The sequence below is a fragment of the Pseudomonas viciae genome, from assembly GCF_004786035.1.
Lineage (GTDB): Bacteria > Pseudomonadota > Gammaproteobacteria > Pseudomonadales > Pseudomonadaceae > Aquipseudomonas > Aquipseudomonas viciae.
The window spans coordinates 1,757,978-1,774,445 of record NZ_CP035088.1 but is presented as its reverse complement, the minus strand read 5'-3'; the positions used below and the strand labels follow the sequence as shown (position 1 = coordinate 1,774,445).

At 59.8% G+C, this 16,468-nt stretch carries 15 protein-coding genes; 1 reads left to right on the top strand and 14 read right to left on the bottom strand.

Features of this window, described 5'->3' with window-relative positions; translation table 11 throughout:
- Positions 1-13: 13 nt before the first annotated feature.
- The 9 genes from EPZ47_RS08135 to flhA form a co-directional block, all read right to left on the bottom strand.
- On the bottom strand, positions 14-754 hold the full coding sequence (locus EPZ47_RS08135; protein WP_135844312.1) for a flagellar motor protein: 741 nt from the start codon (positions 752-754) through the stop codon (positions 14-16).
- A complete protein-coding gene (locus EPZ47_RS08130; protein ID WP_135844311.1) occupies positions 754-1,881 on the bottom strand; it encodes a protein-glutamate methylesterase/protein-glutamine glutaminase in 1,128 nt (375 codons plus the stop codon). Before EPZ47_RS08130 ends, EPZ47_RS08135 begins: the two co-directional genes overlap by 1 nt.
- Positions 1,882-1,929: 48 nt before the next feature.
- Complete coding sequence (locus EPZ47_RS08125) at positions 1,930-4,200, bottom strand: chemotaxis protein CheA (RefSeq protein WP_135844310.1); 2,271 nt, start codon at positions 4,198-4,200, stop codon at positions 1,930-1,932.
- A 30-nt stretch (positions 4,201-4,230) separates the two neighbouring features.
- On the bottom strand, positions 4,231-5,016 hold the full coding sequence (locus EPZ47_RS08120; protein WP_135844309.1) for a protein phosphatase CheZ: 786 nt from the start codon (positions 5,014-5,016) through the stop codon (positions 4,231-4,233).
- 18 nt (positions 5,017-5,034) lie between these two features.
- Complete coding sequence (locus tag EPZ47_RS08115; RefSeq protein ID WP_003183998.1) at positions 5,035-5,406, bottom strand: chemotaxis response regulator CheY; 372 nt, start codon at positions 5,404-5,406, stop codon at positions 5,035-5,037.
- A gap of 165 nt (positions 5,407-5,571) precedes the next feature.
- A complete protein-coding gene (gene fliA / locus EPZ47_RS08110) occupies positions 5,572-6,315 on the bottom strand; it encodes an RNA polymerase sigma factor FliA (protein WP_003184000.1) in 744 nt (247 codons plus the stop codon).
- Positions 6,312-7,142, bottom strand: coding sequence for a flagellar synthesis regulator FleN (gene fleN, locus EPZ47_RS08105; RefSeq protein WP_003184001.1), 831 nt, complete (start codon positions 7,140-7,142; stop codon positions 6,312-6,314). Before fleN ends, fliA begins: the two co-directional genes overlap by 4 nt.
- Positions 7,143-7,258: 116 nt before the next feature.
- Entirely contained in the window at positions 7,259-8,614 is a 1,356-nt protein-coding gene (gene flhF, locus EPZ47_RS08100) for a flagellar biosynthesis GTPase FlhF (protein WP_135844308.1), read from the bottom strand.
- Between the two features lie 11 nt (positions 8,615-8,625).
- Entirely contained in the window at positions 8,626-10,755 is a 2,130-nt protein-coding gene (gene flhA / locus EPZ47_RS08095; protein ID WP_135844307.1) for a flagellar biosynthesis protein FlhA, read from the bottom strand.
- Positions 10,756-11,096: 341 nt separating this feature from the next.
- On the opposite strand from flhA, the gene EPZ47_RS08090 reads away from it, so the two are divergent.
- Complete coding sequence (locus tag EPZ47_RS08090; protein ID WP_135844306.1) at positions 11,097-13,004, top strand: hypothetical protein; 1,908 nt, start codon at positions 11,097-11,099, stop codon at positions 13,002-13,004.
- A gap of 86 nt (positions 13,005-13,090) precedes the next feature.
- On the opposite strand, the gene flhB is transcribed toward EPZ47_RS08090, so the two are convergent.
- From flhB to fliO, 5 genes are read right to left on the bottom strand one after another with little or no spacing between them, the layout of a single operon-like run.
- On the bottom strand, positions 13,091-14,227 hold the full coding sequence (gene flhB, locus EPZ47_RS08085; protein ID WP_135844305.1) for a flagellar biosynthesis protein FlhB: 1,137 nt from the start codon (positions 14,225-14,227) through the stop codon (positions 13,091-13,093).
- A gap of 3 nt (positions 14,228-14,230) precedes the next feature.
- On the bottom strand, positions 14,231-15,013 hold the full coding sequence (gene fliR, locus EPZ47_RS08080) for a flagellar biosynthetic protein FliR (protein WP_135844304.1): 783 nt from the start codon (positions 15,011-15,013) through the stop codon (positions 14,231-14,233).
- A 4-nt stretch (positions 15,014-15,017) separates the two neighbouring features.
- Positions 15,018-15,287 (bottom strand): flagellar biosynthesis protein FliQ, encoded by a 270-nt coding sequence (gene fliQ / locus EPZ47_RS08075; protein ID WP_135844303.1) that lies wholly within the window; start codon positions 15,285-15,287, stop codon positions 15,018-15,020.
- Positions 15,288-15,308: 21 nt separating this feature from the next.
- Positions 15,309-16,058, bottom strand: a complete 750-nt coding sequence (gene fliP / locus EPZ47_RS08070) for a flagellar type III secretion system pore protein FliP (protein ID WP_135844302.1) — start codon at positions 16,056-16,058, stop codon at positions 15,309-15,311.
- Positions 16,058-16,468 (bottom strand): flagellar biosynthetic protein FliO, encoded by a 411-nt coding sequence (gene fliO / locus EPZ47_RS08065; protein WP_178084301.1) that lies wholly within the window; start codon positions 16,466-16,468, stop codon positions 16,058-16,060. The genes fliP and fliO overlap by 1 nt, the downstream gene beginning before the upstream one ends.

The following is a 16,468-nucleotide window of genomic DNA, read 5'->3' as shown; positions in this document are numbered from 1 at the left end:
TCCATACTCCCCATCAGTCCATGAAGCCCTGGAGCTTCAGCTCAATGGAACGCGGGTTTTCACCTTCGGCGATCGACAGGATCCCTTCCAGCAACATTTCGCGATAGCGCGACTGGCGCAATGCGATGGACTTGAGCTTGGCGGCGATCGGCAACAGCACCAGGTTGGCGCTCGCTACGCCGTAGATCGTGGCGACGAACGCCACAGCGATGCCGCTGCCCAGCTGCGACGGGTCGGCCAGGTTGCCCATCACGTGGATCAGGCCCATCACCGCACCGATGATGCCGATGGTCGGCGCGTAGCCGCCCATGCTTTCGAAGACTTTGGCCGCTTCGATGTCGCGGCTTTCCTGGGTGTAGAAATCCACCTCCAGGATGCTGCGGATGGCTTCTGGCTCCGCGCCATCCACCAGCAATTGCAGGCCTTTGCGTGAGTAGCTGTCGGGTTCGGCATCGGCCACCCCTTCCAACCCCAGCAGGCCTTCCTTGCGCGCAGTCAGGCTCCAGTTCACCACACGATCGATACCGCCAGCCAAGTCGACACGAGGAGGGAACAGAATCCAGATCAGCACCTGCATGGCACGCTTGAAAGCGCTCATGGGCGACTGCAACAGCGCGGCGCCAACAGTGCCGCCGATCACGATCAACGCTGCCGGGCCGTTGGCCAGGGCCCCAAGATGACCACCTTCCAGGTAATTGCCGCCAATAATGGCGACGAACGCCATGACAATGCCGATCAGGCTAAGCACATCCATTACAGGCACGCCTCGACCAGGTGTCTACCGATGTCATCCAACCCGTACACCGCGTCGGCGAGATCTGCTTTGACGATGGCCATCGGCATGCCGTAGATCACGCAACTGGCTTCATCCTGGGCCCAGATCGCACTGCCGCCCTGCTTGAGCAGGCGTGCGCCTTCGCGACCGTCGGCGCCCATGCCGGTGAGCACCACCGCCAGAACTTTGTCACCGTAGGACTTGGCGGCGGAACCGAAGGTGATGTCCACGCACGGTTTGTAGTTCAAACGTTCGTCGCCCGGCAGGATTTTCACCGCGCCGCGGCCATCGACCATCATCTGCTTGCCACCCGGGGCCAACAACGCCAGGCCCGGACGCAGGATGTCACCATCCTCGGCTTCCTTGACGCTGATGTTGCACAGTTTGTCCAATCGCTCGGCGAAGGCCTTGGTGAAGGCTGCGGGCATGTGCTGGATCAGCACGATAGGAGCCGGGAAATTGGCCGGCAACTGGGTCAGGACCCGTTGCAGCGCCACCGGCCCACCGGTGGACGTACCGATCGCGACCAGTTTGTAGGCTTTGCGCTTGGGTGCCGGCGACGACGCACTGACTGGAGCCGGACGTGCAGGCGTAGGTGCCGGTGCACTGCGCACCGGTGCCGGATTGAAACTGCCCGCCGAAGTCGGGGCTGGCGCAGGGCTTGGCGCAACCACAGGCGCTGGCGCGCTGTAGGCCCCAAGACGTCGGTTGCTGCGAGAAATGCTGTGGACCTTTTCGCACAGCAACTGCCGAACCTTGTCGGGGTTGCGCGAAATGTCTTCGAAATTTTTCGGCAGGAAATCCACCGCCCCGGCGTCCAGCGCATCGAGGGTCACCCGGGCGCCTTCATGGGTCAGGGAGGAGAACATCAATACGGGAGTCGGGCAGCGCTGCATGATATGCCGCACGGCTGTGATGCCATCCATCATCGGCATCTCGTAGTCCATGGTGATCACGTCTGGCTTGAGTGCCAGCGCCTGATCGATCGCCTCTTTGCCGTTGGTCGCCGTACCGACGACTTGAATACTCGTATCCGCCGAAAGAATTTCCGAGACGCGGCGGCGGAAAAACCCCGAATCGTCCACCACCAGGACTTTAACTACCATAAACACTCCGTTAGACGAGGCGCGGCACTGGGCCACGCCCCTCCAGAATCAAATACGCCGGGCGGCGTAACGCTTGAGCATGCTTGGCACATCGAGAATCAATGCGATGCGACCGTCGCCGGTGATGGTGGCGCCGGACATGCCCGGGGTGCCCTGGAGCATCTTGCCCAATGGCTTGATGACCACTTCTTCCTGGCCCACCAACTGATCGACGACAAAGCCGATCCGCTGGGTGCCCACCGATAGGATCACCACGTGGCCTTCGCCCTGCTCCACATGAGCCGCGGAGCTGACCAGCCAGCGCTTGAGGTAGAACAGCGGCAGTGCCTTGTCCCGTACGATCACCACTTCCTGGCCGTCCACCACGTTGGTACGCGACAGGTCGAGGTGGAAGATCTCGTTGACGTTGACCAGCGGGAAGGCAAATGCCTGGTTGCCCAGCATGACCATCAGGGTCGGCATGATCGCCAGGGTCAGCGGGACCTTGATGACGATCTTCGAGCCCTGGCCCTTGGTCGAGTAGATGTTGATCGAACCGTTGAGCTGGGAAATCTTGGTTTTCACCACGTCCATGCCCACGCCACGGCCCGACACATCGGAAATCTCGGTCTTGGTCGAGAAGCCCGGGGCGAAGATCAGGTTGTAGCACTCGGTGTCGCTCAGGCGGTCGGCGGCGTCCTTGTCCATCACTCCGCGTTTCACCGCGATGGAACGCAACACGTTCGGGTCCATGCCTTTGCCGTCGTCGGAGATCGACAACAGGATGTGGTCACCCTCCTGCTCGGCGGCCAGCACGACCTTGCCGCTACGGACCTTGCCCGACTCTTCACGCTCTTGCGGCGATTCGATGCCGTGGTCGACGGCGTTGCGCACCAAGTGGACCAGCGGGTCGGCCAGCGCCTCGACAAGGTTTTTGTCGAGGTCGGTCTCTTCACCCACCAACTCCAGGTTGATTTCTTTCTTGAGCTGGCGAGCCAGGTCACGAACCAGGCGCGGGAAGCGCCCGAAGACTTTCTTGATCGGCTGCATCCGGGTCTTCATGACCGCGGTCTGCAAGTCGGCCGTGACCACGTCGAGGTTCGACACGGCCTTGGACATGGCTTCGTCCTGGCTGTTGAGGCCCAGGCGCACCAGACGGTTACGCACCAGCACCAGTTCGCCGACCATGTTCATGATCTCGTCCAGGCGTGCGGTGTCGACCCGAACGGTGGTCTCGGCTTCGCTCGCCGGTTTTTCCGCTGGAGCAGCCGCCGGGGCACGGGCGGCTGCCGGGGCAGCTGCCGCAGCAGGCTTGGGCGTCTCGGCCTTCGGTTCTGGTGCCTTGGCAGCGGGTTTTGGCGCAGCCTTGGCCGCCGGCGCTACAGTGGCGGTAGTCCCAGCAGCAGGGGCGGCCGTGGCCTTCCCGACTTCACTGAACTTGCCTTTGCCATGCAGTTCGTCGAGCAACGATTCGAATTCGTGATCACTGATCAGGTCACTGCCCGCCGCGGCGGCGGCAGGCTTGGCTGGCGCCGGTGCCGAAGCAATGGCCGAGTCCAGCGCGTCAACGGCAAACGTGCCCTTGCCATGCAACTGATCGAGCAAGGCTTCGAATTCGTCGTCGGTGATATCGGAGCTGTCGCCCGCCGCTTTCGGGGCGGCCGCGGCTGGCGCAGGCACAACCGCATCGGGCGCGAACTGGCCTTTGCCATGAAGCTGGTCGAGCAACGATTCGAACTCGTCGTCAGTGATTTCATCGCTGGCAGCGGCAGTCGACTCGCTGCTTGGTGCCGCAGGGGGGGCGGGAACTGCCGGGGCTGCGGCTTCAGCCTTGACGGCGTTCAGCGAGTCCAGCAATTGTTCAAATTCGTTATCGGTGATGTCGCCCGATTCCTCGGCGACCGGTTCTTCAGCGACCGCCTCGACAACCGGCGCGGCTTCGTCAGCCGATTGTGGCTCGGCCAGGCGTGCCAGCGCGGCGAGCAACTCAGGGGTGGCAGCGGTGATCGGCGAGCGCTCGCGCACTTCACTGAACATGCCGTTGACCGCATCCAGCGCTTCGAGCACCACGTCCATCAGTTCCGAATCAACGCGGCGTTCACCCTTGCGCAGGATGTCGAACACGTTTTCGGCAATGTGGCAGCACTCCACCAACTCATTGAGCTGGAGGAAGCCGGCGCCTCCTTTTACAGTGTGGAAACCGCGAAAAATTGCATTGAGCAAGTCCGCATCATCTGGTCGGCTTTCCAGCTCGACCAGCTGTTCAGACAGTTGCTCTAGAATCTCGCCGGCCTCAACCAGGAAATCCTGAAGGATCTCTTCATCGGCGCCGAAGCTCATTAATGGCTGCTCCTAAAACAGGGCTAAAACTCAGAATCCAAGGCTGGACAGCAAATCGTCCACATCGTCCTGACCGGACATAACGTCTTCTCTTTTATCGGCATGAATCTGCGGACCTTCACCCTGCGAGAGATGTTTTTGTGGATCTTTTTCAGCAAGTATCGCTTCACGGTCGTGTTCGATGCCTGCAAAGCGGTCGACCTGGCTGGCCATCAACACCAGTTTGAGCAGATTGCTTTCAACTTCGGTGACCAATTGGGTCACGCGCTTGATCACTTGGCCGGTCAAGTCCTGATAGTCCTGAGCCAGCAGAATGTCGTTGAGGTTGCTTGCCACGGCGCGGGTCTCGGTGCCGCTGCGCGTCAGGAAACCGTCGACCCGGCGGGCCAGTTCCCGAAACTCTTCAGCGCCGACTTCGCGACGCATGAACCGGCCCCAATCGGTGCTCAAGGCCTGGGCTTCTTCGCTCAGGCCATTGACCAGCGGCGTTGCGCTCTCCACCAAGTCCATGGTGCGGTTGGCTGCGGCCTCGGTCAGCTTGACCACATAACCCAGACGCTCGGTAGCGTCGGTGATCTGCGAGACTTCCTCGGCCTGCGGCATGTGCGGGTCGATCTGGAAATTGACAATTGCGCTGTGCAATTCACGCGTGAGCTTGCCCACTTCCTGATACAGACCTCGGTCACGGGTCTGGTTGAGCTCATGGATCATTTGAACCGCATCGCCAAAGCGGCCTTTTTCAAGGCTGTCGACCAGTTCGCGGGCATGTTTTTTCAGGGTCGATTCGAAGTCGCCCATTGAAGATTCGTTGTCCATAGCTCCCCCGTGGCGCCGTTAACCGATGCGTTCGAAGATTTTTTCGATCTTCTCTTTCAACGCCTGGGCCGTGAAGGGTTTGACCACATAGCCGTTCACACCGGCTTGGGCCGCTTCGATGATCTGCTCGCGCTTGGCTTCGGCAGTCACCATCAGCACCGGAAGGTGCTTGAGTTTTTCGTCGGCGCGTACATGGCGCAGCAAGTCGATACCGGTCATGCCGGGCATGTTCCAGTCAGTCACCAGAAAGTCGATGCTCCCGCTGTTGAGGACCGGAATGGCAGTAGTGCCATCGTCAGCCTCGACCGTGTTGGTGAACCCAAGGTCACGCAACAGGTTTTTTATGATCCGCCGCATCGTTGAGAAGTCATCAACGATGAGGATTTTCATGTTCTTGTCCAATTCGACCTCCAAGCAGTCTTAAACGCGCCCAGCACCTGAACGCGCCATTTCAATCAATCCGGCACAACACTCGACAACGGCCTGGAGCACCACGGTTGGAGACTGGCGCAGCGCATGCCAGACCAGCTCGTTCGCAATGCTCCCACACAGCTGTCAGCGCGCTCGCCACTCCCCCAAACGCCCCCGCAAACGGGCCGCGCACTGGCTGTGTAACTGGCTGACCCGCGATTCGCTGACCCCCAGGACCTCACCGATTTCCTTGAGGTTCAGCTCTTCGTCGTAGTACAGCGCCAAGACCAGTCGCTCACGCTCCGGCAAATTGGCAATCGCATCCGCCAGCGCGCTCTGGAAACGCTCATCTTCCAGGTCACGCGATGGCTCCATGTGAGCACTCGCGCCGTCCTCGTGCAGCCCTTCGTGTTCGCCGTCCTGCAGCAGGTCGTCGAAACTGAACAGGCGGCTGCCCAAGGTGTCGTTCAAAATCCCGTAATAATCATCGAGACTCAATTGGAGTTCGGCCGCAACCTCGTGATCTTTAGCGTCTCGCCCGGTTTTAGCTTCAATAGCGCGGATCGCGTCACTGACCATGCGGGTGTTGCGATGCACCGAACGCGGTGCCCAATCGCCCTTGCGGACCTCATCGAGCATCGCCCCACGAATGCGAATACCGGCATACGTTTCGAAACTGGCGCCTTTGCTCGCGTCGTATTTGTTCGACACTTCGAGCAGGCCGATCATGCCTGCCTGGATCAAGTCCTCAACCTGGACACTGGCCGGCAACCGCGCCAGCAAGTGGTAGGCGATACGCTTGACCAGTGGCGCGTAACGCTCGATCAGTTCGTATTGGGCGTCCCGTGCCGATTTTTTATAGAGATGGTTGTAACCGCTGGCTGTCATAGCACGGGCCCTGCTGTTTGTTGCACGAGACGCTCGACGAAAAACTCCAGGTGCCCGCGAGGGTTGGCCGGCAGTGGCCAGGTATCAACCTTCTGGGCGATAGCCTTGAACGCCAGCGCACATTTGGAACGGGGAAAGGCTTCATAAACCGCACGTTGCTTCTGGACAGCCTTGCGTACGCTTTCGTCGTAGGGCACAGCGCCGACGTATTGTAGGGCGACGTCCAGGAAACGATCCGTGACCTTTGTCAACTTGGCGAACAGGTTGCGACCTTCCTGCGGGCTCTGGGCCATGTTGGCCAGGACACGGAAGCGGTTCATGCCGTAGTCACGGTTCAATAACTTGATCAGGGCATAGGCGTCGGTGATGGACGTCGGTTCGTCGCAGACCACCAGGAGCACTTCCTGGGCAGCGCGGACGAAACTGACCACCGAGTCACCGATACCGGCAGCGGTGTCGATCACCAGCACATCGAGGTTATCACCGATGTCGCTGAAGGCCTGGATCAGGCCCGCGTGCTGGGCCGGGGTCAGGTGAACCATGCTCTGGGTGCCGGAGGCAGCCGGCACGATACGAATCCCGCCGGGCCCCTGCAGCAGCACGTCGCGCAGTTCGCAGCGGCCTTCAATCACGTCCGCCAGCGTGCGTTTGGGCGTGAGCCCCAGCAGCACATCGACGTTCGCCAGGCCCAGGTCGGCGTCCAGCAGCATGACCCGTCGGCCAAGCTCTGCCAGAGCCAGGGACAAGTTCACTGACACGTTAGTCTTCCCGACGCCACCTTTGCCGCCGGTCACCGCGATCACCTGTACGGGATGCATGCTGCCCATGTTCGTTCTTTACCTTGTCTTACTTAGACGGAGGCCACATTACTGGCTGCGCGTTCCCATTCGGAACAATGCATGGCAGACCATCGATGTAGGTACAAAAAATATTCATGATTACCTCAGCCGACCTGCTTGGTCGGGCTGTGGTAGATATCAGCGAACATATCAGCCATGGCTTCTTCGCTGGGTTCTTCCTGCATTTGCACACTCACGGCACGACTGACCAGTTGATGACGGCGCGGCAGATGCAAATCATCCGGGATCCGCGGTCCGTCGGTCAGGTAGGCCACCGGTAATTCATGACCGATCGCCAGGCTCAGCACCTCGCCCAGGCTTGCCGTTTCGTCCAGCTTAGTCAGGATGCAGCCGGCCAGCCCGCAGCGTTTGTAGCTGTGGTACGCGGCGGTTAGAACCTGCTTTTGGCTAGTGGTTGCCAACACGAGATAATTTTTTGACTTGATACCGCGCCCGGCCAGGCTTTCGAGCTGCATGCGCAGGGCCGGATCGCTGGCTTGCAGGCCGGCGGTGTCGATCAGCACGACGCGTTTGCGCAGCAGCGGTTCCAGCGCCTGGACCAGGGACTGGCCCGGATCCACATGGGTCACCGACACATTGAGGATCCGGCCCAGGGTCTTGAGTTGTTCCTGGGCGCCGATGCGGAAACTGTCCATGCTCACCAGGGCGATGCTCTGGGCGCCGTACTTGAGTACATAACGGGCGGCGAGCTTGGCCAGGGTGGTGGTCTTGCCCATGCCGGCAGGGCCGACCATCGCAATCACCCCGCCCTCTTCCAGCGGCTCGACTTCCGGCGTGACGATCATCCGCGCCAAGTGTGCCAGCAACATGCGCCAGGCCTGGCGAGGCTCTTCGATACCGTTGATCAGCGCCAGCAGGTCACGGGACAACGGGCCGGACAAGCCGATGCGTTGCAGGCGACGCCAGAGGTTGGCCTGGGCCGGACGGCTGCCTTGCAGCTGGTTCCAGGCCAGGGAGCCGAGCTGAACCTCCATCAGTTCACGCAGGCTGTTGAGTTCAAAGCGCATCGAGTCCAGGGCACGCGGGTCAACACCCCTGGCTGGCGCGGCCTGCGCCGGGGCCGGGGCCGGACGACGCGGCTCGGCCTGGGCCTGCTCGACCAGCGGCTCGGCCGCGGTCAACGGCAGGCCGGCGGTGAGCGGCTGACCGGCGAACAATTGACGATTGCTGCCTGCGACACCTTCGCCTTCGCTACTGCGCAGGCTCAATTCGGCCTGGGCGCTGGCGATGCGCGACTGAGTCTTACGCAGCTCATCCTCGAGTTCCATGTTCGGAACGCGTGGGGCCAGCGCCGACAACTTGTAATCCAGGGCAGCCGTTAACTCGACACCGCCAGCGATCCGGCGATTGCCAATGATGGCTGCTTCAGCGCCCAGCTCGTCACGAACCAGCTTCATGGCCTGACGCATATCGGCGGCGAAAAAACGCTTCACTTGCATAAACCACTACCTCAGCCGTTGGGCCCTACTGTCGCAACGATGGTCACTTGCTTGTTGTCCGGTATTTCCTGGTACGCCAGCACATGCAGCCCCGGGACCGCGAGGCGACCGAATCGCGAGAGCATCGCGCGAATCGGACCGGCCACCAGCAGGATCACTGGTTGGCCTTGCATCTCCTGCCGCTGGGCTGCATCAATCAACGAACGCTGCAGCTTCTCGGCCATGCTTGGCTCCAGCAGAACGCCCTCTTCCGAGCCTTGTCCTGCCTTCTGCAGACTATTGAGCAATATCTGTTCCAACCTTGGCTCCAGAGTGATCACAGGCAGCTCAGACTCAGTGCCTACAATGCTTTGGACGATTGCGCGGGATACGCCGACCCGAACCGCAGCCACCAAGGCGGCGGTATCTTGACTCTTGGATGCGTTGTTGGCGATAGCCTCGGCAATACTGCGAATGTCACGCACGGGCACCTGTTCGGCCAACAGCGCCTGCAACACCTTGAGCAACTGCGACAACGAAACCACGCCCGGCACCAGCTCTTCAGCCAGCTTCGGCGAGCCTTTAGCCAGTACTTGCAGGAGTTGCTGGACTTCTTCGTGACCGATCAGCTCACTGGAGTGCTTGTACAGAATCTGATTCAAGTGGGTCGCCACCACAGTGCTGGCGTCCACCACGGTGTAACCGAGGGACTGGGCCTGGGCCCGCTGGCTGATTTCAATCCACACCGCTTCCAGACCAAAAGCCGGATCCTTGGCGGTGATGCCGTTGAGGGTGCCGTAGACCTGGCCGGGGTTGATCGCCAACTCGCGGTCCGGATAGATCTCGGCTTCGGCCAGGATCACGCCCATCAGCGTCAGGCGGTAGGCGCTAGGCGCCAGGTCGAGGTTGTCGCGAATATGCACGGTGGGCATCAGGAAGCCCAAGTCCTGGGACAACTTCTTGCGCACGCCCTTGATCCGCGCCAGCAACTGCCCCCCCTGGTTGCGATCGACCAATGGAATCAGGCGGTAACCGACTTCCAGGCCGATCATATCGATCGGCGTCACGTCATCCCAGCCCAGCTCCTTGGTCTCCATGGCTCGGGCCGGCGACGGCAGCAACTCCTGCTGGCGCTTGACCTCTTGCAAGGCCTGGACCTTCTGCACGTTCTGCTTCTTCCAGAACAGGTAGGCGCCACCCGCGGCAACCGCCGCCATGCTCAGGAAGGAAAAGTGCGGCATGCCGGGCACCAGGCCCATGACGGCCATCAGTCCGGCCGCAACCGCCAAAGCCTTGGGCGTGGCGAACATTTGCCGACCGATCTGCTTGCCCATATCTTCGGACCCCGAAGCACGGGTCACCATGATCGCGGCCGCTGTAGATAACAACAGTGATGGCAATTGCGCCACCAAACCGTCACCGATGGTCAGCAAGGCGTAAACCTTGCCAGCGTCGCCGAACGTCATGCCGTGCTGGAAGATACCGACAGCCATGCCACCGATCAGGTTGATGAACAGAATCAACAGGCCGGCGATGGCGTCACCGCGCACGAATTTGCTCGCACCATCCATGGAGCCATAGAACTCAGCTTCCTGGGCCACTTCCAGACGACGGGCCTTGGCCTGGTTCTGGTCGATCAGCCCGGCGTTGAGGTCGGCGTCGATTGCCATTTGCTTGCCGGGCATCGCATCGAGGGTGAAACGCGCGCTCACCTCGGAAATCCGCCCGGCACCTTTGGTCACGACGACGAAGTTGATGATCATCAAGATGGCGAAGACCACGATACCGACTACGTAGTTACCGCCGATCACCACTTCACCGAAGGCCTGGATCACCTTACCGGCGGCAGCGTGACCTTCATGACCGTGAATCATCACCACCCGGGTGGACGCCACGTTCAACGCCAGGCGCATCAGCGTCGCCACCAGCAGAATGGTCGGGAACACCGCGAAATCCAATGGCCGCAGGGCATACACGCACACCAGCAGCACCACGATCGACAGGGCGATGTTGAACGTGAAAAACACGTCCAACAGGAACGGCGGCACCGGCAGCATCATCATGGCGAGCATGACCAGCAGCAACAGCGGCACACCCAGATTGCCCCGACTGAGGTCTGCTACGTTGCTGCGCGCGGTGCTGAGTAACTGAGAGCGATCCACCAATAATCCCCGTTCCTGTGAAGCAAACTTTTGACGCCCGCAGCGCCGTAAAACCTGCATGTGCAAAAAGCCGTCCAACTTTTGCGGGAACTGGAAATATCGCTCGCTCATGAGGCTCCAGGCCTTAAATTCCGCACACCCGCCTATATGAGCCTCGGAGCAAAGGACTAATGGCCATCTTCGTGTATAGGCCCAATCACACTTGCCGCTAACACTCCTAAAGCGGAGCGTCAACCTGACACTTCTGAGAGTGGTTGAGACAGACGCGGAGGTATTGAATGAGTGACAGAGCGACTGTGGAGATATTGAGGGCAGCCGCAACAACCCAGTGGGGGCTTGCCATGACCGACAATATTTCCCTTGCCGTGCAAATGGATGTGAATCCAGACGACCTGGACGAAAACGGTGTATTGAAGCCTTATAGGGCTCCAGAGTTTCCCCCTTACCCTACCGACGAATTGGAGACCTGCGATGAGCAGCCATCCAACGGTGACGCGCCTCCAGACGAAGAATTTCTTTCGTCACCCAGGATCGGCTGGTGCCCGAGTGGCAGCGTCAGTGATGGCATCTGCTCACCATTCAATAATATCCGTACTGACTGGATGGGCCGCTATGCCACCAGCAACCTGCGGGTTGACGAATTGATCCTGCCCGGCACCCACAACGCCGGCATGGACAAGCAGGCTTCTTACTCCAACAGCTACGATACCTGCCAGGACGTGTCGCCTCACAGCCAACTGCAAACAGGCATCAGGGCGCTCGACCTGAGGGTCCAGTTTTTCAGTGGCTACCCGCAAGGTGATCGGAGAAGGTTCGCAATCTTCCACAGCTCGAACTCTGGCAGGAACATTGAAGGTGACGTTTTGCAGGCCGTCATCAATCTCTCCACGGCCCACCGCAACGAGGTGGTCATCCTCGACTTTCATGACTTCAAGAATTTCACCGTCGCGGCACACCGCGAACTGGCCACGGTCATCAAGAATCGCCTGGGCAGTAAATTGATAGAGCCCAAATGGAAGACCCTGGTGCTCAGGCAGCTATGGGCCCTGCAGAAAACCGTAGTGATCGCCTACAACGATGAGCAACGAGACCCGCTGTTCTGGCCGGGCGTTAACCAGCGCTGGATCGGCAAGGATCGGCCCTCCAGCAGCGAATTGAAGAGTTTCATCGATCGGGTTGGCAACGAGACAAAGCCCGACTATCAATTGCGCGCCATCCAGGCCCATAAATACACCCTGGTCTATCAACCGGACGATATGTCACCGGACGTCATGAACTGGTTTGCAGCGGGTGAAAATAATTCGCCGATCATGAAGTTCTTTATCATCAACACCGATTGGTCCTTGCGTCACCGCTTTGTCGATAACTGCATCTATGCCAACAGTCTCAGAAACAGAAAAAGAGCCTCCGTGCATTGGACCCCCAATAATATTCCGGGGGGCATGATGGACGATTACTACCACGCAATCGTCGTTGAAACCTCCAATGGTAATTGGTCCTCATCGCTGTTCGCCCCCTCCAACCCGCCGGACGCAGCCACGATGCTGATCATTTGCCGCGCCCAGTTGCAAACCCTGTTGCATACATCCAACAGTGACTTTCCAAATGGGATCATTACGCTGGCGCAAAATAACGTGGTGCTCTTTCAATACACCCAGAAGAAGTGGGTATTGCAAAATACCCGGACTTATACCCCCAACAGCTCGGGAAACACGGTCCCTGCCCCGCTCGCCGATGAAAAACTCATCAAGTACCAGACAGGGGATGGTAATTGGACGGAACACATCAGCCTACCGACGTCTGCGCCGACCTACAGCTATGTCGAGATATCATCGAGCGCCGGCTATTACAGCCAGATCCATCGTCAATCCGGGCGGAGAGTCTACCGCTGCCAACGGGGAGACAAATATCTCTTCATGTTCAATCAAGGCGTCTGGCAGCCGGTCAAGCCAGCCATACACTCCTACGGCGCGGCCCAGGCCGGGGCCCAGATGGCAGATACCGGCACAGAGCAGACGCGGGTGCACTTCAAGGATGGCGACTGGATCGCGCAAATCACCCTGCCTGCCAATGCATGGCAGGGCGACACTGTTACCCTCACCTCCAACGCAACCTATACCGCTACCGTCATGGGCACCAACCTCGAATCAGGCGCCTCCGTACAACTGAGAAGAGGCGACACCCTTCACTATCGATACGTTGCCAGCATCGGCAAGTGGCGCAGTTGGCAGGGGCTGGATAACGAATGAAAAAACTTTGAACTGCCGACGGCAGCTTTCCCCTCTTCCCATACCCCTCGCCGACAACGCAGGGCCGTTCAAGGGCCGATGATCACCTAGGAATCACGCCGCAAATCCGGCGGAATCGGCAAGTCCTTGAGCGGTTCGGGACGCTTGCCCTTGCCGGCACGGTGTTGGCGGATCTGATAGACGTAGGCCAGCACTTGGGCTACGGCCAGGTACAAGCCACCAGGGATTTCCTGGTCGAGTTCAGTGGAGTAGTAGATTGAGCGCGCCAGGGCCGGGGACTCGAGCAGCATCACTTCATTGGTCACGGCGATTTCACGGATTTTCAGCGCCAGGAAGTCACTGCCCTTGGCCAGCAACACCGGAGCATTGCCCTTTTCGGGATCGTACTTGAGGGCCACGGCGTAGTGCGTCGGGTTGGTGATGACCACATCGGCGTCGGGGATCGCCGCCATCATCCGCCGCTGGGATACCTCGCGCTGCAACTGACGGATCCGCTGCTTGACCTCCGGCTTACCTTCCTGATCCTTGTACTCGTCGCGTATCTCCTGCTTGGTCATCATCAGCTTCTGCTTGCTCTGATACAGCTGGATCGGCACGTCGATGGCGGCGATCAGAATCAGGCCGCAGGCCATCCACAAGGTGCTCCAGCCCACCACTTGAACGCTGTGGATGATGGCCTGTTCCAGAGGCTCGTGGGCGATACGCAACAGATCGTCGATATTGCTCTGCAATACAGTCAACGCAACAAACAGGACCAGGAAGAACTTTCCAAGCGCCTTGAGCAGCTCCATCACGGCGGTGGTGGAGAACATGCGCTTGAGGCCTGCGGCCGGGTTCATACGACTGAACTTGGGCGCCATGGTACTGCCGGAAAACAACCAGCCGCCCAGGGAAATCGGACCTATAAGCGCGGCCAGCAGCAAGAAAATCAGAACCGGCTGCGCCGAAATAATTGCGATCTTGCCCGAGTGCAACAGGTATTGCCCCATGGCGCCCGGACTGAGCAATACTTCGCGAGGCAAGGAAAAGTTCAGGCGCATGATTTCCAGCAGGTCCAGGGCCAGCCCGCCGCCGTAAATCAACAAACCGCCCGCCCCCGCCAACATGATCGCCAAGGTATTGAGCTCCTTGGAGCGCGCAATCTCACCCTTTTCCCGGGATTCCTTCTTGCGCTTTTCCGTGGGGTCTTCTGTCTTGTCCTGACCACTCTCGCTCTCGGCCATGGTTCAGCGCGCCTGTGCCATGTCGCGTAACAGCTGCAAAGCCTCGGTGGCCAGTGGCTGATACTGGTTGAGAATATCCCCCATGCTGATCCAGAAAATAACCATGCCCAGCACCAGGGTCAGCGGGAAGCCGATGGAAAAAATGTTCAACTGCGGCGCCGCCCGGGTCATCACGCCAAAGGCGATGTTGACCACCAGCAGCGCAGTGATTGCCGGCAATACCAACACCATCGCCGCACCCAGGACCCAACCGAGTTTGCCGGCGATTTCCCAGAAATGATTGACCAGCAAGGCGCTGCCCACCGGCATGGTCGTAAAGCTCTCGGTTAGCACTTCGAACACCACCAGATGCCCGTTCATGGCGAGAAACAACAGGGTCACCAGCATCGTCAGGAACTGCCCGATCACCGCCGTGTTGACGCCGTTGGTGGGGTCGATCATGGACGCGAAGGCCATGCCCATCTGCACCGAAATAATTTGCCCGGCGACCACGAACGCCTGAAAAAACAACTGCAACGAGAAGCCCATCAAGACGCCGATGAGGATCTGTTCAGCCACCAGCATCAGCGCGCTGAGGTCCAGGGCATGGACCGGCGGCATCGGTGGTAGTCCAGGTGCGATAACCACCGTGATCGCCAGGGCGAAATACAGGCGCACGCGCCGAGGCACCAGGGTCGTGCCGAAGACCGGCATGCTCATCAACACGGCGGTGACACGAAACAGCGGCAGGATGAACGCCGCCACCCAGGAACTGATCTGGGTGTCCGTCAGCGCGAGCATCGACATCCGGTCAGCCAATCAACTGCGGAATACTGCCGTACAACTGCAGGATGTATTCCATGAAGGTTTGGACCATCCAGGGTCCGGCGACGATCAGCGTGACCAGCATCACCAGCAGACGCGGCAAGAAGCTCAAGGTTTGCTCGTTGATCTGGGTAGCGGCCTGGAACATCGCCACCAGCAGGCCCACCAGCAGGCTGGGAACCACCAGTATGGCGACCATCATGGTCGTCAGCCAAAGCGCCTCGCGAAACAGGTCTACCGCTACTTCAGGCGTCATATCTTCCTACCCGAAAAAGGACTAAACACCGCCAAAACTGCCCGCCAACGTACCAATGATCAGCGCCCAGCCGTCCACCAGCACGAACAGCATGATCTTGAACGGCAGGGAAATGATCAGCGGCGACAGCATCATCATACCCATGGCCATCAACACGCTGGCGACCACCAGGTCGATAATCAGAAACGGGATGAAAATCATGAAACCGATCTGGAACGCGGTTTTCAGCTCGGACGTCACGAACGCCGGCACCAGGATGGTCAAGGGTGCCTGATCGGGGCTGGCGATATCGGTACGCTTGGACAGACGCATGAACAGCTCCAGATCGCTGCTGCGGGTCTGGGCCAGCATGAAATCCTTGATCGGTACCTCGGCCTTGGCCACGGCATCCTGGGCGGTGAGTTTTTCCGCCAGGTACGGTTGCAGCGCATCCTGGTTCACCCGGTCGAACACCGGCGCCATGATGAACATGGTCAGGAACAGCGCCATGCCGGTGAGGATCTGGTTCGAAGGCGTCTGTTGCAGGCCCAGGGCCTGGCGCAGGATCGAAAAGACGATGATGATCCGGGTGAAGCTGGTCATCAACATGACGAACGCCGGGATGAAGCTCAGCGCAGTCATGATCAGCAGGATCTGCAGGCTGACCGAGTATTCCTGGGCCCCTTCGGCGTTGGTGCCCAGGGTAATCGCCGAGATCGACAGCGGGTCGGCGGCGAACGCCAACGGCGCGGCCAGCATCAGGGCCAACACCAACAGAATGCGCAACGGCATTACTTCTTATCCTTCTGATCTTTACCCAGCAGCTCCATGAGCCGCTGGGCAAATTCGGGGGTGGCCTGCTCGGCGGAGGGCACCGGCACCGGCTCCTTGAGGACGTGCAACGCAGTAATGGTGCCCGGGCTCAAACCCAGCAGAATCTGCTCGTTGCCAACCTGCACCAGCATCAGCCGATCCCGCGGGCCAAGCGCGCGGGAACCGATGATGTCGATGACCTGGCCTTTGCCCGCCGGCCCCGCCTGTTGCACGCGCCGCAATAGCCAGGCGAGAAAAAAGATCAAGCCCAGCACCAGAAGCAGGCCAAGCACCAGTTGCGCCAATTGCCCGGCCACACCACTGCTCGCTGCCGACGCAGTGGCCGCAGTAGCAACCGGTTCGGCCGCCAGCACGTTGAACGGCAGCAT